This window comes from Janthinobacterium sp. 67 (genome assembly GCF_002797895.1).
Classification (GTDB): domain Bacteria; phylum Pseudomonadota; class Gammaproteobacteria; order Burkholderiales; family Burkholderiaceae_D; genus Janthinobacterium.
Genome location: NZ_PGES01000001.1, coordinates 2,731,984 through 2,756,933 on the forward strand (window position 1 = coordinate 2,731,984; position 24,950 = coordinate 2,756,933).

The following is a 24,950-nucleotide window of genomic DNA, read 5'->3' on the forward strand; positions in this document are numbered from 1 at the left end:
CCGCATTTTTACCATAATTGCAACGACATTTCCCGCCGCACACCCGATTTTTCACTCCTGCTGAAAACAGCGCGGTAAATCCCCCTCTCAAGTCCTGATTGATTCTGCCGATAACAGCTTATATTAGTGTTTTCCTAGGAGCATGCCGTGGCCATTACCCCTACAATCTCATCCGTTGGCATCGGCGCCGGCGCCAGCGGCCTGGATGTGAACTCCATCATCGACAAGCTGATGACGGCCGAGTCAGCGCCACTGGCCACTTTTGACAAGAAAACGGCTTCCTATCAAGCCAAGCTCAGCGCGATGGGTACCCTGAGCGGCTCCGTTGGTGCCTTTCAGGGATCGCTTTCCGCACTGACCAATTCGAATAACTTCCGTGCCGTCAGCGCCACTCCATCGGATCCGCTGGTGCTGTCGGCCAGCGCCGGCGCCAAGGCCGTGGCCGGCAGCTACAACATCAATGTTTCCCAGCTTGCCCAGGCGCAGACGCTGACGTCGGGCGGCATGGCCAGCAAGCTGTCCACCATCGGCAGCGGCGCCAAGACGACGGTTTCCTTCCAGCTCGGCTCGCTCGCTGGCGGCACCTTCGGCGTTTCGGGCACGGCACTGAGCGGCGGCGCTCTGCTCACAGGGATCAGCAATGGCTCGCTGAACATCAACGGCACGGCCATTCCGACCGATGCCGGCACCAAGAGCGCGCGCGCGCTGGCGGACGCCATCAATGCGAAGAGCAGCACCACGGGCGTGACTGCGACGGCCCAGCCGACGGCCAGCAATGCCGCCATGTTCACCGGTTTCGGCAATATCGCCACCGGTGCGGACGGCACCTATGCGCTGTCGGTTGGCGGTATCGAAATTGTGACCCAGGGCAACGGCGTCGCCGCAGGCGGCGGCATCACTGCTGCCTCGCTCGATACGACACTTGCCGGTCCGAATGCCGTCTCGAACGCGCTGGCGGCGGCGAATATTACCGTCACCGGCACCGCAGCCGGCGGCAACCTGCAGTTTACGCGCGCCGATGGTTCCAACCTCAATATTGAAGAAGTCGTCACGGGCAGCGTCATGGGCGGCATCGGGCATGCCGCCAGTGCTGTCAACGATGGCTCCAACGTCACCATCGCCAGTTCGATCACCCTGGCGTCGGGCAATGCCAGCCCCATCACCATCGCCGGCAGCAATCCGGCTGCCGCCGGGCTGACGGCTGGCACGGGCGGCGCCTACATGAATACGGGTTTCACCCAGGACGGCACTCAGGCAACGGGATCGGTGGTAATCGATTCCACCAACAACACCCTGCAAGGCATCCGTGATGCCATCAATAACGCGGGCCTTGGCGTCACCGCCAGCATCATTTCCGACGGCACCGACAAGCCATATCACCTGGTGCTCAGTTCGACCAAGACGGGCGCCAATTCAGCGATGAAGATTACGCTCAGTGGCAGCAACGGACAACCAGCTGACAGCGCCCTGAATGATTTGCTGTCTTACGATGCCTCTGGCACACAGAATCTGAAGCAGAACACCGCAGCGCAAAACACCAACTTCAGCGTCAACGGTATTCCTATCACCAGCAGCTCGAACAGCGTCGATACGGCAATCGAAGGCGTCACTTTGGGCATTACCAAGGTCGGCACGTCCAATTTATCGATAGCCAAAGATACATCGACGGTCAAGACCAGCATCACCGCCTTCGTCAAGGCCTACAACGATCTGAATACCGCGATCACCAAGATGACGGCTTACAACCCGGACACCAAGACCGGCGCCATCCTCCAGGGAGACGCGACTGTCCAGTCTATCCAGAGCCAGCTGCGCAGGCAATTGGGCGCGCCGATTACTGGCCTGAGCGGCGGACTGAGCAACTTAAGCCAGGTAGGCATTGCGTTTCAAAAAGACGGCAGCCTGACCTTGGATGCAAGCAAACTCGACAAGGCCATCGGCGCCAATTTCGGCGATATCGCCGGACTGTTCTCGGCCATCGGCAAAGTTAGCGACAGCAATGTCGCCTTCACCAGTTCCACCGCCGCCACCAAGCCCGGCACCTATGACCTGACCATCACCACCATGGCCAGCCAAGGTTCGCTCACATCGGATACGGTACTGCCAGCCAGTACCACGATCGCCAGCGATACCACCTGGAATGTCACGCTGAACGATACGGATCCCTCGGCGGCAAAAAATACTGCCAAGGTAACCATTCCAGCCGGCACCTACACCGCTGCGCAACTGGCTTCGATGGTGCAGTCCTCGATCAACGGCGTCAAGGCGTTTTCGGATAATGGATCAACCGTGTCCGCTTCGATCGATGGCACCGGCAAACTGGTGCTGGCCTCGAGCCGCTACGGCTCCGTATCGAACTTGGCATTAAGCAACGGTACAGGGACGGGCATAGAAACCCTGTTTGGCACCGCCAAGCCTGTCAAGGGCACAGACGTGGCCGGTACCCTGGGCGGCCAGCCTGTCACTGGCTCAGGCCAATCCCTGACAGGGGCACCTGGTTCGCCGGCCGACGGGTTGAAGATTGAAGTGACGGGCGGTGTCATCGGATCACGGGGCACGGTCAGCTTCTCGCAAGGCTATGCCTATCAGCTGAACAACCTGGCGACATCGTTCCTCGGCACGAACGGCATGATCACCAACAAGTCCAAAGGCATCAATGACAGCATCAAGTCGGTTGCCGACCAACGCGACAAGTTCAGCGCGAAACTGACCGACATCGAGGCGCGCTACCGTGCCCAATACACGCGCCTGGACGTGTCCCTGAACAAATTACAGGGTACGCAAACCTATCTGACCCAGCAGCTGGCCGCCATCGCCGCCAACCGTTAAGCGCCATCATCAGGAGAATTACATGTTTGGAACCCAACAACGCGGCGTCAATGCCTATGCCAAGGTCGGCCTGGAAACGGGGATCGGCTCGGCCTCGCCGCACAAGCTGATCGTGATGCTGTACGACGGCGCCCTGGTGGCCGTGCTCAGCGCGCAGATGCACATGAAGTCGGGAAATATTCCGGAAAAAGGCAAGTCCATCTCGAAAGCCATCCAGATCATCGACAACGGCCTGCGCGCCAGCCTGGACAAGGAAGCGGGCGGCCAGATCGCCGAAGGCCTCGACGCGCTGTACGAATACATGAGCGCGCGCCTGCTGATGGCCAACCTGAACAATGATATTACCCTGCTGGAAGAAGTGCAGCGTCTGCTGACCGACCTGCGTGAAACCTGGAATGCCATCGGTTCCACGCCGGCCGCCATCCCCGGCGCCGATTTGAAACGTATGCCCAGCCTTGCGAGCGCCTGACCCATGATGACCAATCAAGAAGTCCTGACCACCTACGAAACCATGCAGACCCTGACGGGCCGGATGGTGACCGCCGCCAGCAACGCCGACTGGGACGAGCTCGAAGCGCTGGAACAGCAAGTGAGCGCGCATGTCGAGGCGTTGAAGGCGAATGAAGAAAAAGTCGTGCTGGAAAGCGCGGGCCGCCAGCGCAAGGTCACCCTGATCAAGCAGATGCTGGAAGACGACCGCAAGATCCGCGACCTCACCATGCCGTGGATGGCGCAATTGTCCAAGCTGATCAACAGCACCGGCACCGAACGGCGCCTGGCCAGCGCCTACGGCCTCTAAGCGCCCACGGGGCAAGGTCACTCATGTTGCCGAAGATGGATGCGATCGGCATGACGCCCTTGACCCCGGTCAAGGTCACGCGGGCGGCAGATGCCGTCGCCGACCCGCGCCAGGCCGAGTTCCAGCGCTCGCTGCAGGGACTGATCGGCAAATCCATGCAGGGACAGGTGCTGGCCCGCATGGGCGACGGCAGCTACCTCGTGCGCGTGGCCGGCACGCCGGCCCGCATGCAGCTGCCCGCCGGCGCCCAGCCGGGCACGGAAATCCCGCTGACCCTGATCGGCATCAATCCCCGCCCCTCTTTTCAAATCGGCAATAACCGCGACCAGCCCGCCAGCGCCCTGCTGACCTATGCGGACGCGGACGCGGAGCCCGAAGCGGCGGAAACGCGCGGCCCCCAGGCCGGCGCCGCCCAGGCGGGCACGCGCGCCAGCAGCACGGCCGCCACCCTGCTCAGCCGTGCGCCCCTGACACCCGCCAATCTGCTGCCCGCCCTGGCTGGCGACACGCCCGCGCCCGAGCTGAGCACCACCGCGCGCGCCATCAGCACGGTGCTGAGCCAGGCGGAAAGCGTGCCCGGCGCACCCCTGTCGCTGGTCGGCAAGACGCCGCTGATGGCCACACCCGGCGCTGCTCCCGCCCAGGTGGCCCAGAAACTGCAGGATGCGGTCGGCAGCAGCGGTCTGTTCTATGAATCGCACGTGGCCGAATGGGCCGAGGGCAAACGCCCGCTGGCCTCGCTGCTGCTGGAGCCGCAGATGCAGAAGGCGGCCCAGGGCGACATGGCCAGGACGGGTACCGACCTGGCTTCGGCGCAACTGATCAATTTGCAGCTGCATACGCACGAACAGGCGCGCGTGCAGTGGCAGGGCGAAGCCTGGCCAGGCCAGAAGATGCAGTGGGATATCAGCCGTGATGCGCCGGAAGGGCAGCAGCACGAAGGACGCGATGGCGACGGGGAAGCGACGGCCTGGCGCAGCAATGTGCGCTTCCAGTTCCCCCTGCTGGGCGACCTGGCCGCGCATGTGGTCCTGCAGGGCGGCAGAGTCGCCATCCAGTTGCAGGCGGGCAGCGAAGGCAGCGCCGACACCTTGCGCCAGCATGCGGCGCGGCTCGAAGCGTCGCTCGACGCGGCGGGCTGGCCCTTGTCGTCCTTGACGATTGCCGGCAAGCCGGATGCGACAGGAGCAGACGATGCTTGACGACACCAGGCGCAAGGTGCCGCAGACGGCCGTCGCGCTGGCCTACCAGAGCGGCACGCCGGCGCCCAAGGTGGTGGCCAAGGGCAGCGGCCTGATCGCGGACCAGATCATCAGCACGGCGCGCGAACACGGCGTCTTCGTGCATGAATCGAAGGAGTTGGTGGCGCTGCTGATGGATGTCGACCTGGACCGCCAGATTCCGCCCGGCCTGTATCGGGCGATTGCGGAACTGCTGGCCTGGTTATATCATATTGAATCTGCGAATGGCGGGCCGATTCCGCCGCCGCCCGACACCAGCGTCAACCTCACCGATACATAGACAGGCATCAATGCAAGCACATATTATGGATTCCGGCCTCGAAAACTGGCATGATTTTGAAGTGGAATCGCGGCGGGAAATCATCGCCTTGCTGCGCGGCATCAGCGAAAAGAACCAGCTGATCCGCATGCTGATCCACGGTGAATCCGATGTGTGCGTCACGTCCATCCTGGAAGTCGATGCCGACCACAATACCGTCATCCTCGACCGTTCCGTGAATGCCGACCAGAACCGGCGCATGGTGGCCGCCACCGGCATTTCGTTTGAAACCTCGCTCGACAAGATCCGCATCCTGTTTGCCAGCGCCCTGGTGGAAGAGTGCAATTACGGCGGCACGCCCGCCCTGAAAATTGCCATTCCAGAAACACTGATCCGCTTGCAGCGGCGCGAGTACTACCGCATGACGACGCCCGTGAGCAATCCCGTGCGCGTCTCGATTCCCCTGCCGCCCTCGCTCGGTGGCGCCGACACGCTGTTCCCGCTGGCCGACATCAGCTGCGGCGGCATTGCCATCCTCGACAATAAACTGATGCTGGGCGAAACCATCGGCAGGGACTATCCCGGCTGCCGCATCGACTTGCCTGACGTCGGCATCGTCACCGCGACCTTGCAAATTCGCAATTCGCTGGACATGACCCTGCTGAACAACAAGCTGAACCGCCGCCTCGGCTGCCAGTTCGTCGACCTGCCGCGCAGCATGCTGGCGCACGTGCAGCGCTATATCACGCGTCTTGAACGCGAGCGGAATGCTCGCATGGCTGGGTTGGGCTGATATTCAGTTAAGTTAACCCAAAACGACGACTGGGGTCGAACGGGGACGCCGAGTCCCTGAGGGTTCGACCCCGGCCCTTGCGCTTGGGGTGCCATAATTTAAACCTGCATATTCATGATGTCATGATATGCAGAAACCAGCTTGTTCCGCACCTGCACCGTCGCCTGGAATTCGATGCTCGACTTTTGCATCGATACCATCACGTCCGACAGGCTGACCTTTTCGTCGCCCATGGTAAAACGCTGGCCCAGCGCCGATGACGCCTGTTGCGCGCCGCTCACGGAGTCGAGCGCGCTCTTGAAGGCATCGGCAAAATTCACCTTCGCCGCCGGCATCTCGGTCTGGATCGCCGGTATTTTCGCCTCCGGCCGCGTGGCCGCCGACTTCAGTTGCGCGATCATCGCCTCGATCCTGCTGCTATCGATACCGCCTGTTTTCACTTTGCCTCCCGATTCTGGTCTGCTTCATATCTGTTCCATGCCTGTTGCACCCAGAGAACAAAACCCTGGCTTGCAAGGCAACGACGGGTACAATAACTTCCGTCACATGTTGCCAGGGTTCCACAATACCAGCGCCAACGCCAGCCGCTCGGCCGAGCAGGCGGCAAAAGCGCCTTCTATTTGGACGATTGAAGCGCGTGACAGTGGCGGATAATTCTGCATATCGCCCCCTCCTCCTGTGGAAGCGGCCCCCACTCAATACCCAATATACGCGCCCCGGAAGGCAATCATGGCTGTAGCCGAAGAAATCGATGTGAACCGCATACCGCCGGAACCGGCGCCTGCCCGCTCGCCCGTGGAGTCCATCCAGGCGTTCGCCAAGACGCCGATGGGCAAGAATTTCCTGCGCGGCCTGGGCGTGGCGGCACTGGTCGCCATCGGCGTGGCGCTGTACATGTGGAACCAGCCGCCCGAATACAAGGTCCTGTTCTCCAATTACACGGACCGCGACGGCGGCGCCATCACCGCTTCGCTGGACCAGCTGGGCATCAAGCACAAGTTTTCCGAAGGGGGCGGCGCGATTCTCGTGCCGTCCGAGCAAGTCCACGATGCGCGCCTGAAACTGGCGGCGCAAGGCTTGCCCAAGGGCGGCAACGTGGGCTTCGAGCTGATGGAAAACCAGAAGCTGGGCGTGTCGCAATTTTTGGAACAGGTCAATTTCCAGCGCGCGCTCGAGGGCGAGCTGGCGAAATCGATCGAATCCGTCTCCGCCGTCGATACGGCCAGAGTCCACCTGGCCCTGCCGAAACCATCCGTCTTCGTGCGCGAACAGCAAAAACCGACGGCGTCCGTGCTGCTGAACCTGCACCCGGGCCGCGGCCTCGACCAGCTGCAAGTGAGCGCCATCGTGCACCTGGTGGCGTCCAGCGTGCCGGAATTGCTGCCAATCAATGTCACCGTCGTCGACCAGGCGGGCACCTTGCTGTCGAACCAGGAAAAGGACAAGGACCGCGCCAACGGCATCAAGAGCCTGGACCCGAACCAATTGAAGTACGTGCAGCAGTTGCAGCAAAGCGTGATCAAGCAGGTCGAATCGATCCTGCTGCCCATCGTCGGCGAAGGCAATGTGCGCGCCGAAGCGACGGCCGATGTCGATTTCTCGCAAAGCGAGCAGGCGGCCGAAACCTACAAGCCCAATTCGCCGCCGGAAGCGTCCACCATCCGCAGCCAGCAAACGAGCGAATCGACGGGCGCAGGCAATGCCAACCCGTCCGGCGTGCCGGGCGCGCTGTCGAACCAGCCGCCAGGCGTGGCGACGGCACCGCTGACGGCCGAGGCGCCGGGCGCACCGGGCGGCACGCCGACGGCGCCGACACAGAAGGAATCGACGACGAATTATGAAGTCGACAAGACCGTGCGCTACGAGCAGAAGTCCATGGGCGGCTTGCGCCGCCTGTCGGTGGCCGTCGTCGTCAACTATCGCCGCAGCTTCGACAAGGATGGCAAGGTCACGGTCAAGCCGATTTCCCCTGCCGAAATGGTCCAGATCAATAACCTGGTCAAGGAAGCGATGGGCTACAACAAGGAACGCGGCGACAGCTTCAGCGTGGCCAACTCGCCCTTCGACGGCATCGACCGCGCGCCGGAAGGCAAGCTCGAGTGGTGGCGCGACCCGGCCAACTTGCCGCTGGCCAAGGAACTGGCGAAATTCCTCATCACGGCCCTGATCCTGCTGTATATCTTCATCAAGATCGTGCGTCCGATGCTGCGCCCCGTAATGCGCAAGATCGACGATTTCGGCGCCCCGCCGCCCGTCATCGAGCCGGAACTGGAGAAGACGGACGAAGAAAACGAAGTCCTGCTCAGCGAAGCGGAGCTGGAAGAGCTGGAAGAAGACACTGCCCGCGGTTATCGCGAAAACCTGGCGATGGCCAGGAAACTGGCGCAGGAAGACCCGCGCGTGGTGGCCAACGTGATCAAAGCATGGATAGGCAATAATGACTGAGACAACGGGACTGCAAAAAGCGTCCATCCTGATGCTGGCACTGGGCGAGAGCGAAGCGGCCGAAGTGATGAAATTCCTCGGCCCGCGCGAAGTGCTGAAACTGGGCGCCGCCATGGCCACCATGAAGGGCATCGCGCACGAGCAGGTGGTCGAAGTGCTCGACGACTTCCGCGCGCAGACGGAACTCAATTCCACCGTCGGCCTCGATTCGGACGAATACATCCGGCAAGTGCTGACCAAGGCGCTGGGCGACGACAAGGCGTCCGTGCTGCTGTCGCGCATCCTGGGCGGCAAGGATGCGTCCGGCATCGAATCGCTGAAATGGATGGATTCGCAATCCGTGTCCGAGCTGATCCGCAACGAGCACCCGCAGATCATCGCCACCATCCTCGTCCACCTGGAACGCGACCAGGCGTGCGAAATCCTCGGCCATTTCACGGACCGTTTGCGCAACGACGTGGTGCTGCGCATCGCCACCCTGGACGGCGTGCAGCCGGCCGCCTTGCGCGAACTCAACGACGTGCTGACGAAACTGCTGTCGGGTAACGAAAACATCAAGAAATCGTCGCTGGGCGGCGTGCGCGCGGCGGCCGAGATCCTGAACTTCATGAGCGGCGAGCAGGAAGGCTCCGTCATGGACAACATCAAGAACTACGACAACGACATGGCGCAAAAGATCATGGACGAAATGTTCGTGTTCGACAACGTGATCGATATCGACGACCGGGGCATCCAGCTGCTGCTGCGCGAAGTGCAGTCGGAAATGCTGATCATCGCCCTGAAAGGCGCCTCGCAAGAGCTGCGCGACAAGATCTTCAAGAACATGTCGCAGCGCGCCGGCGAAATGATGCGCGAAGACCTCGAATCGAAAGGCCCCGTGCGCCTGTCGGAAGTGGAATCGCAGCAGAAACAGATCCTGCAGATCGTGCGCCGCCTGGCGGACGAGGGGCAGATTGTCCTAGGCGGAAAAGGCGAGGATTCGTTTGTCTAATTTGATTCCCAAAGAGCAGCAAACCGCCTACCAGCGCTGGGAAATGACCTCGTTTGGCGACGAACGTCCCAGCGTGGTGGCGGCGCGCAAGCTGCTGGAACCGGATCCGGAACCCGAGCTCGACCCGTTTGCGGAAATGCACGAGGAAGAGCTGGCCCCGCCGCTCGAATACCCGACGCAGGAAGAACTCGACGCCATCCGCGAGGAAGCGCGCGCCACGGCCTTCGAGGAAGGCCGCGCGGCCGGCTATGCGGAAGGCCATGCGGCCGGGCATGCCGATGGCCATGCCGAGTCGTATGCGCAAGGCAAGGCGGCCTCCGCCGTGGAACTGGCGCACCTGCAGACCATCGCCGTCGACTTCGGCACGGCCGTACACCAGGCCGACGAACTGATCGCCAACGACGTGATGGAACTGGCCCTGCAGCTGGCCAAGGGCATGCTCAAGACTGCCTTGCCCGTGCGCCCCGAACTGATGCTGCCCGTGGTGCGCGAAGCCATCGAATACTTGCCCGTGCTGCAACAACCGGCCTTGCTGATGCTCAACCCGGAAGATGCGCAAGTGGTGCGCGACGGCATCGGCGATGAGCTCGACAAGGGCGGCTGGCGCGTCATCGAAGACCCCAGCGTGGAACGCGGCGGTTGCAAGATCGACACGGCCAGCAACCAGATCGACGCGCAAAGCTCCACCCGCTGGCAGCGCCTGACGCATGCGCTGGGCAAGGACCTGGACTGGCTGGCGCCGTGAGCGATCCCGTCAAAGGCCCCACTGCCCATGCGGCGCGCTGGCGCGCCTACCTGAACGACTGTTCGGCCGTCGTCGGCTTCGTGGAACCGATGCAAATCTCGGGCCGGGTCACGCGCGTGGCCGGCCTGGTGATGGAAGCCGTGGGCCTGCGCCTGGCCGTCGGCGCCGCCTGCACCGTGCCGCTGCCCAATGGCGGCCGGGTCGAAGCGGAAGTGGTGGGCTTTGAAGGCGACCGCCTGTTCCTGATGCCGCAAAGCGACGTCGAAGGCATCGTGCCCGGCACGCGCGTGTTTTCCGTCGAACCGGCCATCCCCCGCCCCGGCAGCGTGGCGCACCCGCGTCGCCGCCCGAGCGACCGCGCGCGCCACCTGCCCGTGGGTCCGCAACTGCTGGGTCGCGTGCTCGACGGCGCGGGACGGCCGCTCGACCAGCTCGGTCCGCTGCACACGGTCGACAGCGCCCCCATCAATGTCCGCCCCGCCAATCCCTTGGGCCGCGCGCCCATCGTCGATACCTTGGACGTGGGCGTGCGCTCGATCAACGCCATGCTGACCGTGGGCCGTGGTCAGCGCATGGGCCTGTTCGCCGGTTCCGGTGTCGGTAAAAGCGTGCTGCTGGGCATGATGGCCCGCTACACGGAGGCGGACGTGATCGTCGTCGGCCTGATCGGCGAACGGGGCCGCGAGGTGAAGGAATTCATCGAGCAGATTCTCGGCGCCGAAGGTCTGGCCCGCTCCGTCGTCGTGGCCGCGCCGGCCGACACGCCGCCCCTGATGCGCCTGCAAGGGGCCGCGTATGCGACGGCGATTGCCGAACACTTCCGCGACCAGGGGCAAAACGTGCTGCTGATCATGGATTCGCTGACCCGCTACGCCATGGCGCAGCGCGAAATAGCCCTGGCCATCGGCGAGCCGCCCGCCACCAAGGGCTATCCGCCGTCCGTCTTCGCCAAGCTGCCCGTGCTCGTGGAACGGGCCGGCAATGGCGAAGAAGGCGGCGGCTCGATCACGGCCTTCTACACCGTGCTGACCGAGGGCGATGACCAGCAGGACCCGATCGCCGACTCGGCGCGCGCGATTCTCGATGGCCACATCGTGCTCAACCGCCGCCTGGCCGAAGCGGGACATTATCCCGCCATCGACATCGAGCAATCGATTTCGCGCGCGGCCCACTCGATCACCACGCACGAGCACCAGCAGCAGGCGCGCAAGCTGAAACAGCTGTATTCGCGCTATGAACGCAGCCGCGACCTGATCAGCGTGGGCGCCTACAGCGCCGGCACCGACCCCGTGCTGGACCAGGCCATCGCCCTGCATGAAAAGATCGAGGCGTTTTTGCAACAGCAAATCACGGAGCGGGTCAGCATGGACGAGAGCTTGGGGCAACTTACCGCTCTATTCGACTGATTAGGACTTGCATAGCGGGAATATAATCAGCCATGGCTTCTCCTTCCCAACTTGCAACCCTGATCGACCTCGCCCAGCGCGAAACGGACGATTGCGCCAAGCGCCTGGGCGCGGCCCTGAAAGCGCTCGACGATTGCCGCCAGAAGCTCGACATGCTGTCCGGCTACCGCGACGACTATGCCCAGCGCTTCGAGGCGAGCATGAGCAACGGCATCACGCCCATGGCTTACCGCAACTTCCAGGCATTCATGACCAAGCTCGACAGCGCCATCATGGGCCAGCAGCAAGTGGTCGAGCATGCGCAAGCGCGCAGCGACAATGAAAAGATGCGCTGGCAACTGGCCGAACGCAAGCGCATGTCCTACACCACCCTGAACAACCGGGCGCAGGAACAGGCGCTGAAGCTGGAAAACAAGCGCGACCAGAAGGCAATGGATGAGCACGCGGCGCGACAAGCCTATTACAAACGCTAAGCAACACTAAGGCAGCATCATGCAAACCCAGCCAACCCCGATTTCCCAGATTATCTCGCCGAACGCCACGCCGGGCGCCGCCAACCGCAGCCAGCCGTCCACCAGCGGCGCGGCGGGCGACTTCCAGCGCACCCTGAACCGCCAGATCGAACAACGCCAGGCCAGCCGCAACGTGGCGCAAACGCCAGCGCCAGCGCCGGCGGCCCGTCCTGCCAGCCCTGCGGCCACGCCAGCGCCCGCCAATGAAGCAAAGCCGGCGCAGGCGGGCACCGAGCAGGCGGCCAGCAGCGACCAGCCGCCCGCGCCAGTTGCCGAGGCCGCCACACAAGCCGCCGCCGATGGTTCCGGCACCACGGCCGAGGCCAGCGCGCCCGCAGCCCCCGTCGAGACAACACCGCCGCCAGCCGATCCGGCCGCCGCGATGCTGGCCCTCGTGGGCAGCATCCAGCTGGCCATCCAGCCGCCAGCGGCCAAGGCCGCGACGGAACTGCCCGTGCGCGCCGCCAGCGTCAAAGCCGACGGCAAGGGCCTGGCAACGGGACCATTGGCCGCCGCCACCGCCGCCGCAGTGCAAACCGACAGCGGCGACTTTGCCGACAGCCTGGGCAAGGCAGCCGCCACGCGTGGCGCCAGCGTGCCGGCAGGCAAGACCGAACCGGGCAAGCTGGCCATCGACGCGCAGCTGGCGGCGACCGCCAAGGCGGGCAGCGCCGCGGCCGAAGCTATCCTCAAGGAAATGCCTGCCGACCTGAGCCGCCTGGCGGCCCAGTTGCAGCCGAGCACGCTGCAACAGCCCGCGGCCGCCGTGGCCGTGCCGGCCGACAAGCTGACGGGCCGCGTCGGCACGCCGGCCTGGGACCAGCAACTGGGACAGAAAGTCGTGTGGATGGCGGCCGGCGGCGACCAGAGCGCCACCCTGACCCTGAATCCGCCCGACCTGGGGCCCGTGCAAGTGGTCCTGACGGTCACCAATGACCAGGCCGATGCCGCCTTCATGTCGGCCCAGCCGGAAGTACGCCAGGCGCTGGAAGCGGCCATGCCGCGCCTGCGCGAGATGATGAGCGAAGCGGGCATTGCCTTCGGCAGCGCCACCGTCTCGGCTGGCACGCCGGAACAGCAAAACAATGGCGAACGGGCCGCCTCGGGCGAACGCCGTGGCAATGGCCAGGGCGGCGGCATCTCCGGTGGCGAGATCGCCATCGCGCCGGCGGCAGGCGGACGCAGCCGGCCCAGCCTGAGTGCTGTGGATACCTTTGCCTGATGACAATTCGTCGTCCGCAGGCCACAGGCGCGCCCCACGGCATAACTTTTCGTATAAAAACAGCGAGTTGAAGGCGCTTCCTCCCTCTTTTCACCGCATCCTTCTGCGCAGAATTTGCCGATAATGACATAATGGCGTCGTGATCCACTTCCATGCACTCGAGTACCATTGAAAGCAAATCCAAAAATGAAAGCAGATCCGAAAGCAGATGCAGGCCTGGCCCCCGCCGGCGCCTCGAAAAAGAAGCTTCTGATCATAGTGCTGGCCGCGGTGCTGGTCGCCGGCGGCATTGGCGGCGGTGCCGCCTGGTACTTCCTGCATGGCAAGGCCGATAAAGAAGAAGCGGCGCCCAGCAAGAAGAAACATGCCGCTTCGAAAGCAGGTCCGCCCGTTTTCGTGCCCATCGATGCCTTCACCGTGAACTTGCAGCCGGAAAATGGCGAGCAATATCTGCAGATCGCGTTTACCCTGCAGGTGGGCACGCCGGAAGAGATGGATAGCATCAAGCTGAACATGCCGAAGGTGCGCAGCCGCTTGCTGTTGCTGCTGTCCGGCAAGAAGGCGTCCGAACTCAATACCGTGGAAGGCAAACAGCAACTGGCGGCCGAAATCATCAATCAGGTGAACCAGCCGTTCGAAGACAAAGGGCCGGAGCAGGACGTGACGGACGTATTATTTACCGCATTCATCATTCAATAAGCAGCCATGGCCGATAATTTCCTCTCCCAGGAAGAAGTCGATGCCCTTCTGAAGGGCGTCAACGGAGACCAGGACGACGCGCAGGCGCCGGAAGACGTCACGGGAGTTCGTACCTACAACCTGGCAACCCAGGAGCGCATCGTGCGCGGCCGGATGCCAACGCTGGAAATTATCAACGAGCGTTTCGCCCGGCTGCTGCGCGTGGGCCTGTTCAACTTCCTGCGCCGCAGCGCCGAAGTGTCGGTCGGTTCCGTGCGCGTGTCGAAATACAGCGAGTTCATCCGCAACCTGGTCGTGCCGACCAATCTGAACCTGGTGCACATGAAGCCGCTGCGCGGCACGGCCCTGATGGTCTTCGATCCGGGCCTCGTCTTCCTGCTGGTCGACAACCTGTTCGGCGGCGACGGACGCTTCCATACGCGCGTCGAAGGGCGCGACTTTACGCAGACGGAGCAGCGCATCATCCTGCGCATCCTCGACATCGTCTTCGAAGCCTATACCAAGTCGTGGGAACCGGTCTTCCCCGTCGAGTTCGAATATATCCGTTCAGAAATGAACACGCAGTTCGCCAATATCGCCACGCCGAACGAGGTGGTCGTAGCGTCCACCTTTACGGTGGAACTGGGCTCCGTTTCCGGACAAATCCACTTCTGCATGCCGTATTCGATGATCGAGCCTATCCGCGATTCGCTGACCTCAAGCCTGCAGGGCGAGGCGCTGGAAGTGGACAAGCGCTGGATCCGCCTGATGACGCAGCAGATCCAGATCGCCGAAGTCGAACTGGTGGCGTCGCTGGGCACGGCGCGCGTGTCGTTCGATGAAATCCTGAACATGAAGGTGGGCGACATCATCCCCCTGAATATTCCCGAGCTGATCGCCGCCACCGTCGACGGCGTGCCCGTGATGGATTGCACGTACGGCGTGTTGAACGGACAATATGCATTGAAGGTGGAGAAACTCCTCGCTAATGCCGATAACATGAACAACCACTAAACACCTGACCAAACCTACTGCGCGTCGCGCTTTGCGGCCTGCGATGCTCACCGTGCTCCAGCACGGTTGCGCTTCTTAGCCACAAATCACTGCCGCTCGCTACGGTTTTGCCAGGCGTTACAATTAATATATACACTGGCCGCTCGGCGGCCAACTCTGTACAACAGGAGAAACACATGTCTGACAACCAAGACGACCAAAGCGCGGAAGACGATTGGGGCGCGGCCATTGCCGAGCAGGCCAAGGCGGAAGCCGAAGCGCTGCAGAACCAGGCGGCCAATACGGCCAGCGCGGCCAGCGCCGCCGTGTTCAAGGACTTTTCCAAGCAGGCGTCGAAGTCGGAAACGCACAACGATATCGATTTCATCCTCGATATTCCCGTGCAGCTGACGGTCGAACTGGGCCGCACCAAGATCGCCATCAAGAACCTGCTGCAGCTGGCGCAGGGTTCCGTGGTCGAGCTCGACGGCCTGGCCGGCGAACCGATGGACGTGCTGGTCAACGGCTGCCTGATCGCCCAGGGCGAAGTGGTGGTGGTCAATGACAAGTTCGGCATCCGCCTGACCGACATCATCACGCCTTCCGAACGCATCCGAAAATTGAATAAATGAAGCCTGGCCTGTTGATTTCCACCGTGCTGCCGCTCATGGCGGCATGCAGCATTGCCCTGGCTGAAGCGCCGGCCGCGTCCGCGCCAGCGGCGGCTAGCGCCGCCAGCGCTTCCGTCGCCATGGCAAGCGAGACACCACCAGCCGCCGCAGCGCTGCCTGCCGCATCGCCGGCTGCCTCACCTGCAAGCTCGCCGGCCGCCGCCCTGCCCGCCATGCCGCCCGGTGCGCCGGCGACGATGGCGCCGGCAAGCTCGGCCGGCAGCCTGCTGCAAACCATCTTCGCGCTGATGTTCGTGCTGGCCCTGTTGATCGGCCTGGCCTGGTTCATGAAACGCTATGGCCCCAAGGTCATGGGCGGCAACAACAAGATGCGCGTCGTCAGCTCGCTCAACCTGGGCGGGCGCGAACGCATCGTCCTCGTCGAAGTGGCCGACCAGTGGATCGTCGTCGGCGCCTCGCCCGGCAGGATCAATGCGCTGGCCACCATGCCGCGCCAGGAAGGCGATCTGCCGCAGCTGGCCACGGCGCAAAACGGCCCCGCGGCCGCCAATTTTTCCGAGTGGCTGAAACAGACCATCGAAAAACGCAATGGGAAATAAGCAGCAGATGGCGTGGTCCACCTTGAAGACTCCCCTGACGTGGCTGCTGGCGGCCGCCGCCCTGGCCTTGCCGCTGTGGGCGCTGGCCGAGCCGGGCATCCCGGCATTTACCAGCACGCCGGCGCCGGGCGGCGGCCAGAATTATTCGCTGCCGGTGCAGACGCTCATCCTGATGACGTCGCTCACCTTTTTGCCGGCGGCCCTCTTGATGATGACCTGCTTTACGCGCATCATCATCGTGCTGTCCCTGCTGCGCCAGGCCATCGGCACGCAATCGGCGCCGCCGAACCAGGTGCTGGTGGGCCTGGCCCTGTTTTTGACCCTGTTCGTCATGGGCCCCGTGTTCGACAAGATCTATACGGATGCGTATCTGCCCTACCAGGAAAACAAGATCACCATGCAGCAGGCGATGGACAAGGGCGTCGATCCCCTGAAAACCTTCATGCTCAAGCAGACGCGCCAGGCCGACCTGGCCCTGTTCGCCAAGATGTCGCGCTCGCCCGCCCTGCAAGGCCCGGAAGACGTGCCGCTGCGCATCCTCGTGCCCGCCTTCGTCACCAGTGAACTGAAGACGGCCTTCCAGATCGGCTTTGCCATCTTCATCCCGTTTTTGATCATCGACATGGTGGTCGCCAGCGTGCTGATGTCGATGGGGATGATGATGATGTCGCCCGCGACGATCTCGCTGCCGTTCAAGCTGATGCTGTTCGTGCTCGTCGATGGCTGGCAATTGCTGCTGGGCTCGCTGTCTCAGAGTTTTTACTAGGGGAAGCAGATGACACCCGAAAGCGTCATGACCCTGGGCCGCCATGCGATGGAAATCACCCTGATGGTGGCCGCGCCCATGCTGCTCGTCGCCCTCATCATCGGCTTGATCGTCAGTATCTTCCAGGCGGCCACGCAGATCAACGAGGCGACCCTGTCCTTCATCCCCAAGCTCGTCGGCATCTTTGTCGCCATCGTCGTGGCCGGCCCGTGGATGCTGTCCGTCATGCTCGACTACATGCGCCAGGTATTTACGGGCATCCCGAACCTGGTGGGCTAGTGCCGCGATTGCTGCCATGCTGACCCTGTCCAGCATCGAACTGAACACGTGGATCGCAGCATTGCTGTGGCCGCTTAGCCGCATCCTCGGCCTGATCGCGGCCGCGCCACTGTTCGGCAACGCGGCCGTGCCGGCCACCGTCAAAGTGAGCCTGGGCGCGCTGCTGGCCATGATCATCGCCCCCACCGTGCCGGCCTTGCCTGCCGTCAACCCGATGTCCCTGCCCGGCTTGCTGATCCTCACGCAAGAGATGCTGGTGGGCCTGGCCATGGGTTTTTCCATCCGCATCGTGTTTTCCGCCATCGAAATGGCGGGCGAACTCAGCAGTCTGACCATGGGCCTGGGCTTTGCCTCGTTCTTCGACCCGCAAACCAAGGGCAGGTCGTCGGCCATCAGCCAGTTCCTCGTCATGCTGGCCACCTTGATGTTTTTGACCGTCAACGGCCACCTGGTCTTGCTGGCGGCGCTGGCGGAAAGCTTTGTCAGCCTGCCCATTTCGGCCAGCCCCATCAACGGCGGCGGCTTCCAGCAATTGGCGGCCTGGGGCGGAGAAATCTTCCGTTCCGGCCTGCAAATCTCGCTGCCCATCATCGCCGCCCTGCTGCTGACCAACGTGGCCCTGGGCATATTGACGCGGGCCGCGCCGCAGCTGAACATTTTCGGTATCGGTTTTCCCGTCACCCTGGGCGTAGGCTTGCTGGTGATCGGCATGGTCCTGCCCTACCTGGCCACGCCCTTCCAGAACATGTTCCTGCGCGGCATAGAAACGGCGCGTTTGCTGCCGCGCGGCTTTGCCACGCGCGACCGGCCACCGCCGCCGGCGCCGCCGAATCCCTTGCGCCCGGCGCCACCGGCGCCGCTGCCTGCCGCGCGCTGATCAGGGCTATCGGCCCAGCGCATGGCGCAGCAGCAGCGCCGACAGTACGAACATGGTCACGCCGATCAAGCCATCGAGCACTTGCCAGGCCCGGGGCCGCGCAAACCACGGCGCCAGCCAGCGCGCGCCATAGCCGAGCGAGGCAAACCACAGCAGGCTGGCCGCGCTGGCGCCCGCGATAAACCAGGCGCGCAGCGCGCCCGGCTGCTGGGCGCCGATGCTTCCCACCAGCAATACCGTATCCAGATAGACATGGGGATTGAGCAAGGTAAAGGCGGCCGCCTGCGCCAGGATGGCAGCCAGGCCGAGGCCGGCACCGCCCTCGGCAGCGTGCAGCTGCTGGGGACGGCGCGCGCGCCGCAGGGCTTGCCAACCGTAGACGGCCAGGAAAATGGCGCCGCCCAGCGCCAGCGCGCTGGCCAGCATGGGACGCTGCCCCAGCGCCCGGGACATGCCCAGGACGCCGGCGGCAATCAGCGCCGCGTCCGCCAGGGCACAGAACAGCACGATGGCGCCCACGTGGTCGCGGCGCAAGCCTTGCCGCAAGACAAAGGCATTTTGCGAACCGATGGCAACGATGAGTCCCAGGCCCAGGGTCAGGCCCTGCGCAAAGACGGAAAAAACCAGTGGTGTGGTGGCGGTCGAGAGTGTCATGCAACGATCTTGCCAGCCGCATGGAATGAAGGCAAACTACCTTTTCTACAGTCAGTTAAGAAAAACTTCATTCATGCTCGATTATGCCGCCCTCGCCGCACTGGCCGCCGTCATCCGCGAAGGCAGTTTCGAGCGCGCGGCGCGCGCCTTGCACGTGACGCCATCGGCCATTTCGCAGCGCATCCGCCTGCTGGAAGAGCGCGTCGGCTGCGCGCTGGTGATACGCGACCAGCCCTGCCGCGCGACGGAAACGGGCCGGCGCCTGTGCCAGCACGTGGACCAGGTGCAATTGCTGGAACAGGATTTGCAGGGCACCTTGCCGGCGCTGGCAGCGCAGGGCATGTCGCGCGCCAGCGTGCCCGTCGCCGTGAACGCCGACAGCCTGGCCACCTGGCTGGCGCCCGCCATCGCCGCCTTCGCGGCCGCGCATCCGGTGCTGCTGCAAGTGGCCGTCGACGACCAGGACCATACGGCCGAGTGGCTGCGCAGCGGCGCCGTGCTGGCGGCCGTCAGCGCCACGGCCCGGCCCGCCTCGGGTTGCAACAGCCGTCCGCTGGGCGCCATGCGCTACCTGGCGGCCGCCAGTCCCGCCTTCATGCTGCGGCATTTTTCCCATGGCGTGGGCGCCGCCAGCCTGGCGCTGGCGCCCAGCCTCGTCTTCAATGCCAAGGACGAGCTGCAGGCGCGCTGGGTGCGGCGCCTGTGCCACCGCCACGTGGAACTGCCACGCCACGCCCTGCCCTCGTCGCACGCCTTCGTCACGGCCGCGCTGGCCGGCATGGGCTGGGGCTTGCATCCGCAGACGCTGATCCAGTCCCATCTCGACAGTGGCAGCCTGGTCGAACTGCTGCCCGGCACGCCGCTGGACGTGTCCCTGCACTGGCATACGGCGCGCGCCGCCTCGAGCCTGCTCGACGGCTTGAGCGCCGCCATCCTGGCCGCCGCCCGCACGGATCTACTGCCGCTCTGACAGCTGGCGTCAGCGCTGGTCGCTGCTGAGTGCGAAGCGCCAGCGCCGCAGGTCGACGTTCAAGCGCAACTGGTGATGCCTGACCAGGTAGCGCACGCCGACGAGGGCCGCCGCCAGGCCCGACAAAGCGCCGATGCCCAGCGCCCAGCGCGGGCCGAAGGTGTCTGCCACCCAGCCCACGATGGGCGCGCCCAGCGGCGTGCCGCCCGCCGAGATGGCCAGCACGATGGCCATCACGCGGCCCCGCATGGCGGGCGCCGTCGACAGTTGCACGCTGCTGTTGACGCTGGTGGTAAAGGTTTGCGCGGCAATGCCGATGACCACCAGCATCATGCCGAACAGCCAGTAATTGGGCATCACGGCGGCCAGCGCGCACGCCAGGCCGAACAGCGCTGCCGCCCCCAGCAACAAGGCCAGGGTGGGCTGGCCGCGTCCCGCCGCCAGCAGGGCGCCGGCCACGGAACCGCAAGCCATGATCGAGCTGAGCACGCCATACTGGCCGGCGCCCGCATGGAAGGCCGTCACGGACATGGTCGAGAGGAAAATCGGGAAGTTCAAGCCGAAGGTGCCGATCAGGAACAGCATCAGCAGGATGGCCATCAGGTCGGGCCGCTGGCGCACGTAGCGGAAACCCTCGCCCAGGCTGGCGCGCGTGGCCTTCAGGCGCGGCGCGCGGCGAAGCAATTCCACGCGCAGCAGCAACAGCGAACCGATCACGGCGGCAAACGAGACGGCGTTGATGATGAAGACCCAGCCGCTGCCGACGCTGCTGATGAGCAAGCCGGCCACGGCCGGGCCCAGCATGCGGGCCGCGTTGAACGAGGTGGAATTGAGCGCCACGGCATTGGTCAGGTCTTCCTCGGCGACGATTTCGGAGACAAACGTCTGGCGCACGGGCGAATCGAAGGCCGTCACGCAGCCGAGCAGGAGGGCAAACACATACACGTGCCACAGTTGCACGAGCCCGCTAATACAGAGCAAGCCCAGGCCCAGCGCCAGCAATCCCATGGCCGCCTGCGTGCACAGCAGCAGTTTGCGCCGGTCGAGCAAGTCGGCCGCCATGCCCGTCAGGGGCAGCAACAGCAGTTGCGGGCCGAATTGCAAGGCCATGACGATGCCGACGGCGCTGGCATTGTGCTGCGTCAACTCACTGAGCACCAGCCAATCCTGCGCCGTGCGCTGCATCCAGGTGCCGACATTCGACACGAGGGCGCCGCCGGCCCAGATACGGTAATTGGGATTGCGTAGCGAACGGAATGTGTTGTTCATCTGCGGGGGTAAGGCCTCCTTGCCTTGGGTTTCAGGGTAGCAATGACGAGCTCATTGCGCCAAACGGTTGAGTAGCGCCACCGCCCTTTCCAGTTCGGTGACTTCGGCCGGCGCGAGCCGGGTTTCGATGGTGCGCGCCAGCCAGTCTTCGCGCGCGGCGCGGCTGGCCGCGATCCAGGCGCGGCAGCTGTCCGTCAGGGTCAGGATGGTTTGCCGGCCGTCAGCCGGATCGGGCGCGCCCGTCACCATCCGCGCTTCCGTCAAGGCTTGCACGGTGGCGGCCATCGACTGGGGCCGCATGCCTTCGGCGCGGGCCAGGCTGCTGGCCGTGGCGGGGCCGTCGCGCTCGAGACGGCTCAGGACGGATGCCTGCGACATGCTGACGTCGCCAAGGTGCGCTTCCTCGCGCAGGCGGCGGCGCAATTTGCCGATCAGGATGCGTAATTCTCCGGCCAGTTGCAGCACTTGTTCGTGGTCTTCTTGCGGGGTGCTCATGGTAGCCGTGTGGTGGATCAACGGGCTCCACTATAACAGATAGCCAGTTAGACTGCACAGTTTGCCTGTACATATTATCCAAGTGACCAGATTGCGGACGCAAAAAAGCCGGGGCGGGAGATGCACTCCCTGCCCCGGCCCGGCTGGCCGTCGTGCTGAAATGACGGCTTAGCTGATGTAATTGAACAGCGACAAACCCGAGATCGAGGTGAACGATTTCTGCGCCGCCTGCAGGGTCACCTGCTGCTGGCTGAAGGTGGAAATGGCTTTGACCATGTCCAGGTCTTGCAGGTCGGACAGGGTGGTGGCGTACTGGATGTCGAGGTCGTCGCCGGCACTGTCGAGGTAATCGAGTTCCTTCATGCGGGCGCCCACTTCCGCGCGCACGGACAGCACGTTGTCGTAGGCCGTGTCGAGGATATTATGGGCGGCATTCAAGCCGTTCGTCAGGCGCGCCTGGCCCGCATCGCCGCTGCCTGGCTGGCGCAGCACGCCGATCAGGTTTTTCACGGTGGTAAACAGCGATTCCTTGGCGCTCGGCTCCAGGGTGAAGCTGTCCTGGTCGGCCGGCTTGCCCGTGATGCTCACTTGCTGGCCGTCGAAGGTGATGGCGTCGCCCGCCTTGTAGGGAACGGGCACGGCGGGGTTCGGCACCGTCTGGCCCAGGGTGGCGTCGGTGACGGTATAGGTGGTGACGGCGTCCGTCCCCGTGCCCGTGACCTTGAAGTCGATCGAATACTTGTGCCCCGTCAATGCCGACGGGTCCGTCACCGTGCCGCCCGAGACCACGCCCGAGCCGCCGCGCGTGAAGTTGGCGGTGGCGGCGGCCGTGGTGAACTTGCCGTTGCCCGTCAGGTTGTTTTCAAACACGGCGGCGCCGGAATCGCTGGTGGCCAGGTAGCGCGCCGAACCGACCTGCAGTTCGCGCTGGCCCTGGTCGCCCACGTAACTGGCGCCCGTCGGCGTCTGGCTGAATGGCTGGGTCGTGGATTTATAGCCGGAAAACAGGTAGCCGCCCGCGCCGTCGGCCGTATTCGCGATGCCCAGCAAGTCCGTCAGCCGGCCTTCCAGTTCCCTGGCCAGGGTATCGCGATCGACGTCCTTCAGGGAAGGATTGCCGGCCTTGACGACCAGGTCCTTGACGTCGGCGATCAGCGACGTGGTGCTGGCCAGCGCCAGCTCTTCCTGCGACAGGAAATTCTTCGCGTTCGAACGGTTCGTCACGAACTGGGTATTGATCGATTGCGACTGCGTCACTTCGAGCGCGCGCGCCGAGGCGATCGGATCGTCGGCCGGCGTCAGGTTGCGGCGGTTGGACGACAGTTGCATCTGCGTGCGGTTCAAGGCGCCCTGCAGCGTATTGAGCTGCGAGCTGCCCTGGTCATAAATCATTCGTGTGCTGATGCGCATGATGCTGCCCTTCCAGAAAGCCGCCGCGCGCTGCGCCGCGGCAAAAAATTGATTAACGTCCCAGGCCGATCACCACGTCGAACAGGGTGCTGGCGATCTGCATGACCTTGCCGCACGCCTGGTAGGACTGCTGGTAACGCAGCAGGTTGGCGGCCTCTTCGTCGAGGTTGACGCCGGAAACGGCCTGCTGCTGGGTGCTAACCTGCTGCAGCAGGGCCAGGCTGGCCAGGCCGCTGACCTGCACTTCGCGCGTCTTGTTGCCCACGAAGCTGACGGTTTGCGCATACGAACCCTGGAACGTGGTATTGCCGCCATCGAGGATATTCTTCGTCTGCAAGCCCGCCAGCAGCGCCGCATTGCGGTTGTCGCCCACGCCGCCCGTATTGGGCTTGATGCTGAAGGTATCGCCCTGCGCCGGCGCACCCGTCATGCTGACGTTGATGCCGCCGAAGCTGAAGCTGTCGCCTTCCGTGTAGGGGATGTTGGCCGTGCCGGCCGGATAGGTCGTGGTGGCGCCATTCAAGCCCTTGACCGTCACCGCCTGGCCTGCGGGGAAGCCCGTCAGCGAGGTGGTCGCCTTGTCGTACGTCAAGGTCACGGGACCTGCCAGGGCATTGCCCGGGGCCAGGTAAGCCTTGTCGACGGAGCCGGCGCTGAGCTTGCCAGAACCCGTATTGGCGACGGGCGCCGACGTGGCGATGGGCGCCGCGGCGGCGATCTTGTTGCGGTCGGTGATCAGCACGTTCAGGCCGGCCGCGCCATTCGCCGTCGGCCGGATGACGTAATTGTCGCCCTGGGCGGCCGTGCCCGAGATCGAGAAATCGACGCCGTCGATGGTTTGCGGCCCCGTTTGCGGATACGGATTGATGATGGTGTGGGTACCGTCGGATTCGCGCGTCACCACATAGTTGCTGCCGTCGTATTTCAGGCTGTAATCGCTGGCCGTCAGCTTGGTCGGATCGCTGACCTTGGCCGACAGCACGGTGGTGCTGCTGGTGTTGTTGCCGCGGTCGGCGCCGATCACGGGGTCGGGTATCTTGAAGAAGTCGCCGCCCATGGCGCCATTCAAATCCTGGCCCAATTTGTGCTGGTCGTTGAAGGTGCTGGCCAGCGCGATGGCCACCTTGCCCAGCGAGTTCTGGACGTTGTCCAGGGTGCCGCTGCGAAATTCCAGCAGGCCGCCCAGCGAGCCGCCGGTCAGGGAACTGTCCGGCAGCACGGTGACGGTACTGCCCGTGACATAGCCCACCTCGATGCGGTTCGGGTCCGTGCGCGAAGGCGTGGCCGCCAGCTCGAAGCTGCGGTCCGCCACCACCAGGGGCTGGCCCGCGCCGATGGAAATGGTGACGGTATTGTTGGCGGCGGGCTGCACCGTCGCCTTGACGTATTTGTTCAATTCCGTGATCAGCTGGTCGCGCTGGTCCAGCAGATCGTTGGGCTGGTTGCTGGCGTCGACCGACAACTGGGAAATCGATTTGTTCAGGTCGGCCAACTGCTTGGCGTAGGTATTGATGACCGTCACGTTCGACGTGATCTGCGAATTGACGCCGTCGCCGATCTCCGTTAGGCGCGCGCTCAGGCCCTGGAAACGCGAAGCGAGCGAGCCGGCGCTCGACAGCAGCGCCTGGCGCGACGCGACCGACGAGGGATTGGCGCTGAAATCCTGCACGCCCTTGAAGAAATCCTGCATGGCGGGCGACAGGCCCGCCGTGGGATCGGCCAGCAGGTTGTCGATCTGGCTGATCTGCGTGTAATACGTATCGAGGGCGCTGGTCGCGCTTTGCGCGGCATTGACCTGGGTGGCCATGAAGCTGTCGTACTGGCGCTTGATCTGCGACACTTCCGTGCCCGTGCCGACGAAGCCATAGCCGGCAAAGTTGGACTGCGAAGTCTGCTGCAGCACCGTCTGGCGATTGTAGCCCGGTACATTCGCATTGGTGATGTTATGCCCGGTCGTCGACAGGCCCACCTGCGCTGCAAGCAAACCGCTCTTACCGATGCTGAGGAGATTCGAAGTCATGGTGTCTTATTGGTTACCGTCAAATGTATTTACGGCAGCCGCGGCGAAAACTTGAAGCGCGCGGCC

26 protein-coding genes are annotated in these 24,950 nt (G+C 63.9%); 20 read left to right on the forward strand and 6 right to left on the reverse strand.

The genetic code is table 11. The features are described 5' to 3' along the window. Positions 1 to 147 precede the first annotated feature (147 nt). From fliD to CLU90_RS12270, 6 genes are read left to right on the forward strand one after another with little or no spacing between them, the layout of a single operon-like run. Positions 148 to 2,829: a flagellar filament capping protein FliD gene (gene fliD, locus CLU90_RS12245; RefSeq protein ID WP_232731178.1), complete on the forward strand. Its 2,682-nt coding sequence runs from the start codon at positions 148 to 150 to the stop codon at positions 2,827 to 2,829. 22 nt (positions 2,830 to 2,851) lie between these two features. Next, complete coding sequence (fliS, locus tag CLU90_RS12250; RefSeq protein WP_092710992.1) at positions 2,852 to 3,298, forward strand: flagellar export chaperone FliS; 447 nt, start codon at positions 2,852 to 2,854, stop codon at positions 3,296 to 3,298. 3 nt (positions 3,299 to 3,301) lie between these two features. Continuing rightward, entirely contained in the window at positions 3,302 to 3,628 is a 327-nt protein-coding gene (locus CLU90_RS12255) for a flagellar protein FliT (protein WP_092710995.1), read from the forward strand. Positions 3,629 to 3,651: 23 nt separating this feature from the next. Further along, positions 3,652 to 4,830: a flagellar hook-length control protein FliK gene (gene fliK / locus CLU90_RS12260; protein ID WP_100428044.1), complete on the forward strand. Its 1,179-nt coding sequence runs from the start codon at positions 3,652 to 3,654 to the stop codon at positions 4,828 to 4,830. Further along, positions 4,823 to 5,149 carry an EscU/YscU/HrcU family type III secretion system export apparatus switch protein gene (locus CLU90_RS12265; RefSeq protein WP_034787205.1) on the forward strand — a complete coding sequence of 109 codons (327 nt, stop codon included), beginning with the start codon at positions 4,823 to 4,825 and terminating at the stop codon, positions 5,147 to 5,149. Before fliK ends, CLU90_RS12265 begins: the two co-directional genes overlap by 8 nt. A 25-nt stretch (positions 5,150 to 5,174) precedes the next feature. Beyond that, positions 5,175 to 5,921, forward strand: a complete 747-nt coding sequence (locus CLU90_RS12270) for a flagellar brake protein (RefSeq protein ID WP_092711001.1) — start codon at positions 5,175 to 5,177, stop codon at positions 5,919 to 5,921. A 98-nt stretch (positions 5,922 to 6,019) separates the two neighbouring features. Here the strand turns inward: CLU90_RS12270 and fliE are convergent, their stop codons facing one another. Then, positions 6,020 to 6,322, reverse strand: coding sequence for a flagellar hook-basal body complex protein FliE (fliE, locus tag CLU90_RS12275; RefSeq protein ID WP_232731179.1), 303 nt, complete (start codon positions 6,320 to 6,322; stop codon positions 6,020 to 6,022). 328 nt (positions 6,323 to 6,650) lie between these two features. Between fliE and fliF the strand changes: the two genes are divergently transcribed. From fliF to fliR, 13 genes are all read left to right on the forward strand, one after another. Next, entirely contained in the window at positions 6,651 to 8,366 is a 1,716-nt protein-coding gene (gene fliF / locus CLU90_RS12280) for a flagellar basal-body MS-ring/collar protein FliF (protein ID WP_100428046.1), read from the forward strand. Then, positions 8,359 to 9,357: a flagellar motor switch protein FliG gene (fliG, locus tag CLU90_RS12285; RefSeq protein ID WP_034787109.1), complete on the forward strand. Its 999-nt coding sequence runs from the start codon at positions 8,359 to 8,361 to the stop codon at positions 9,355 to 9,357. The genes fliF and fliG overlap by 8 nt, the downstream gene beginning before the upstream one ends. 43 nt (positions 9,358 to 9,400) lie before the next feature. After that, positions 9,401 to 10,102 (forward strand): flagellar assembly protein FliH, encoded by a 702-nt coding sequence (locus CLU90_RS12290; protein WP_092711338.1) that lies wholly within the window; start codon positions 9,401 to 9,403, stop codon positions 10,100 to 10,102. An 89-nt stretch (positions 10,103 to 10,191) separates the two neighbouring features. Beyond that, complete coding sequence (fliI, locus tag CLU90_RS12295) at positions 10,192 to 11,508, forward strand: flagellar protein export ATPase FliI (RefSeq protein ID WP_232731380.1); 1,317 nt, start codon at positions 10,192 to 10,194, stop codon at positions 11,506 to 11,508. A 32-nt stretch (positions 11,509 to 11,540) separates the two neighbouring features. Next, a complete protein-coding gene (gene fliJ / locus CLU90_RS12300; protein ID WP_092711014.1) occupies positions 11,541 to 11,981 on the forward strand; it encodes a flagellar export protein FliJ in 441 nt (146 codons plus the stop codon). Between the two features lie 19 nt (positions 11,982 to 12,000). Next, positions 12,001 to 13,242, forward strand: a complete 1,242-nt coding sequence (locus CLU90_RS12305) for a flagellar hook-length control protein FliK (RefSeq protein WP_100428048.1) — start codon at positions 12,001 to 12,003, stop codon at positions 13,240 to 13,242. A gap of 186 nt (positions 13,243 to 13,428) precedes the next feature. Further along, positions 13,429 to 13,941, forward strand: a complete 513-nt coding sequence (fliL, locus tag CLU90_RS12310) for a flagellar basal body-associated protein FliL (RefSeq protein WP_100428049.1) — start codon at positions 13,429 to 13,431, stop codon at positions 13,939 to 13,941. A 6-nt stretch (positions 13,942 to 13,947) separates the two neighbouring features. Beyond that, on the forward strand, positions 13,948 to 14,934 hold the full coding sequence (gene fliM, locus CLU90_RS12315) for a flagellar motor switch protein FliM (RefSeq protein ID WP_034754035.1): 987 nt from the start codon (positions 13,948 to 13,950) through the stop codon (positions 14,932 to 14,934). Between the two features lie 176 nt (positions 14,935 to 15,110). Next, entirely contained in the window at positions 15,111 to 15,545 is a 435-nt protein-coding gene (gene fliN, locus CLU90_RS12320; protein ID WP_034754038.1) for a flagellar motor switch protein FliN, read from the forward strand. Continuing rightward, positions 15,542 to 16,144 carry a flagellar biosynthetic protein FliO gene (fliO, locus tag CLU90_RS12325; protein ID WP_100428050.1) on the forward strand — a complete coding sequence of 201 codons (603 nt, stop codon included), beginning with the start codon at positions 15,542 to 15,544 and terminating at the stop codon, positions 16,142 to 16,144. Before fliN ends, fliO begins: the two co-directional genes overlap by 4 nt. A 7-nt stretch (positions 16,145 to 16,151) precedes the next feature. Beyond that, complete coding sequence (gene fliP, locus CLU90_RS12330; RefSeq protein WP_442906742.1) at positions 16,152 to 16,910, forward strand: flagellar type III secretion system pore protein FliP; 759 nt, start codon at positions 16,152 to 16,154, stop codon at positions 16,908 to 16,910. Between the two features lie 9 nt (positions 16,911 to 16,919). Continuing rightward, entirely contained in the window at positions 16,920 to 17,189 is a 270-nt protein-coding gene (gene fliQ, locus CLU90_RS12335) for a flagellar biosynthesis protein FliQ (RefSeq protein WP_034754044.1), read from the forward strand. A gap of 16 nt (positions 17,190 to 17,205) precedes the next feature. Then, entirely contained in the window at positions 17,206 to 18,066 is an 861-nt protein-coding gene (gene fliR, locus CLU90_RS12340; protein WP_092711028.1) for a flagellar biosynthetic protein FliR, read from the forward strand. 6 nt (positions 18,067 to 18,072) lie between these two features. Here the strand turns inward: fliR and CLU90_RS12345 are convergent, their stop codons facing one another. Next, a complete protein-coding gene (locus CLU90_RS12345; RefSeq protein WP_100428052.1) occupies positions 18,073 to 18,720 on the reverse strand; it encodes a LysE/ArgO family amino acid transporter in 648 nt (215 codons plus the stop codon). A 73-nt stretch (positions 18,721 to 18,793) separates the two neighbouring features. Between CLU90_RS12345 and CLU90_RS12350 the strand changes: the two genes are divergently transcribed. Further along, positions 18,794 to 19,690, forward strand: coding sequence for a LysR family transcriptional regulator ArgP (locus tag CLU90_RS12350; protein WP_100428053.1), 897 nt, complete (start codon positions 18,794 to 18,796; stop codon positions 19,688 to 19,690). A gap of 9 nt (positions 19,691 to 19,699) precedes the next feature. On the opposite strand, the gene CLU90_RS12355 is transcribed toward CLU90_RS12350, so the two are convergent. The 4 genes from CLU90_RS12355 to flgK form a co-directional block, all read right to left on the reverse strand. Further along, complete coding sequence (locus tag CLU90_RS12355) at positions 19,700 to 20,959, reverse strand: MFS transporter (protein WP_100428054.1); 1,260 nt, start codon at positions 20,957 to 20,959, stop codon at positions 19,700 to 19,702. 51 nt (positions 20,960 to 21,010) lie between these two features. Continuing rightward, entirely contained in the window at positions 21,011 to 21,454 is a 444-nt protein-coding gene (locus CLU90_RS12360) for a MarR family winged helix-turn-helix transcriptional regulator (protein WP_092711041.1), read from the reverse strand. 168 nt (positions 21,455 to 21,622) lie between these two features. Next, positions 21,623 to 22,864 carry a flagellar hook-associated protein FlgL gene (gene flgL, locus CLU90_RS12365; RefSeq protein WP_175539221.1) on the reverse strand — a complete coding sequence of 414 codons (1,242 nt, stop codon included), beginning with the start codon at positions 22,862 to 22,864 and terminating at the stop codon, positions 21,623 to 21,625. Between the two features lie 52 nt (positions 22,865 to 22,916). Next, complete coding sequence (gene flgK / locus CLU90_RS12370) at positions 22,917 to 24,884, reverse strand: flagellar hook-associated protein FlgK (RefSeq protein WP_092711047.1); 1,968 nt, start codon at positions 24,882 to 24,884, stop codon at positions 22,917 to 22,919. Between the last annotated feature and the right edge of the window lie 66 nt (positions 24,885 to 24,950).

Bases quoted from the DNA above. Each gene is read 5' to 3' on its own strand.
- CLU90_RS12350 (WP_100428053.1), top strand. From the start codon at position 18,794: ATGCTCGATTATGCCGCCCTCGCCGCACTGGCCGCCGTCATCCGCGAA.
- fliI (WP_232731380.1), top strand. From the start codon at position 10,192: ATGCAAATCTCGGGCCGGGTCACGCGCGTGGCCGGCCTGGTGATGGAA.
- CLU90_RS12290 (WP_092711338.1), top strand. From the start codon at position 9,401: ATGACCTCGTTTGGCGACGAACGTCCCAGCGTGGTGGCGGCGCGCAAG.
- flgK (WP_092711047.1), bottom strand. From the start codon at position 24,884: ATGACTTCGAATCTCCTCAGCATCGGTAAGAGCGGTTTGCTTGCAGCG.
- fliE (WP_232731179.1), bottom strand. From the start codon at position 6,322: ATGATCGCGCAACTGAAGTCGGCGGCCACGCGGCCGGAGGCGAAAATA.
- fliQ (WP_034754044.1), top strand. From the start codon at position 16,920: ATGACACCCGAAAGCGTCATGACCCTGGGCCGCCATGCGATGGAAATC.
- CLU90_RS12265 (WP_034787205.1), top strand. From the start codon at position 4,823: ATGCTTGACGACACCAGGCGCAAGGTGCCGCAGACGGCCGTCGCGCTG.
- CLU90_RS12345 (WP_100428052.1), bottom strand. From the start codon at position 18,720: ATGACACTCTCGACCGCCACCACACCACTGGTTTTTTCCGTCTTTGCG.
- fliJ (WP_092711014.1), top strand. From the start codon at position 11,541: ATGGCTTCTCCTTCCCAACTTGCAACCCTGATCGACCTCGCCCAGCGC.
- fliF (WP_100428046.1), top strand. From the start codon at position 6,651: ATGGCTGTAGCCGAAGAAATCGATGTGAACCGCATACCGCCGGAACCG.
- fliO (WP_100428050.1), top strand. From the start codon at position 15,542: ATGAAGCCTGGCCTGTTGATTTCCACCGTGCTGCCGCTCATGGCGGCA.
- CLU90_RS12360 (WP_092711041.1), bottom strand. From the start codon at position 21,454: ATGAGCACCCCGCAAGAAGACCACGAACAAGTGCTGCAACTGGCCGGA.
- flgL (WP_175539221.1), bottom strand. From the start codon at position 22,864: ATGCGCATCAGCACACGAATGATTTATGACCAGGGCAGCTCGCAGCTC.
- fliL (WP_100428049.1), top strand. From the start codon at position 13,429: ATGAAAGCAGATCCGAAAGCAGATGCAGGCCTGGCCCCCGCCGGCGCC.
- CLU90_RS12355 (WP_100428054.1), bottom strand. From the start codon at position 20,959: ATGAACAACACATTCCGTTCGCTACGCAATCCCAATTACCGTATCTGG.
- fliK (WP_100428044.1), top strand. From the start codon at position 3,652: ATGTTGCCGAAGATGGATGCGATCGGCATGACGCCCTTGACCCCGGTC.
- CLU90_RS12270 (WP_092711001.1), top strand. From the start codon at position 5,175: ATGGATTCCGGCCTCGAAAACTGGCATGATTTTGAAGTGGAATCGCGG.
- CLU90_RS12255 (WP_092710995.1), top strand. From the start codon at position 3,302: ATGATGACCAATCAAGAAGTCCTGACCACCTACGAAACCATGCAGACC.
- fliR (WP_092711028.1), top strand. From the start codon at position 17,206: ATGCTGACCCTGTCCAGCATCGAACTGAACACGTGGATCGCAGCATTG.
- fliM (WP_034754035.1), top strand. From the start codon at position 13,948: ATGGCCGATAATTTCCTCTCCCAGGAAGAAGTCGATGCCCTTCTGAAG.
- fliN (WP_034754038.1), top strand. From the start codon at position 15,111: ATGTCTGACAACCAAGACGACCAAAGCGCGGAAGACGATTGGGGCGCG.
- fliP (WP_442906742.1), top strand. From the start codon at position 16,152: ATGGCGTGGTCCACCTTGAAGACTCCCCTGACGTGGCTGCTGGCGGCC.
- CLU90_RS12305 (WP_100428048.1), top strand. From the start codon at position 12,001: ATGCAAACCCAGCCAACCCCGATTTCCCAGATTATCTCGCCGAACGCC.
- fliG (WP_034787109.1), top strand. From the start codon at position 8,359: ATGACTGAGACAACGGGACTGCAAAAAGCGTCCATCCTGATGCTGGCA.
- fliS (WP_092710992.1), top strand. From the start codon at position 2,852: ATGTTTGGAACCCAACAACGCGGCGTCAATGCCTATGCCAAGGTCGGC.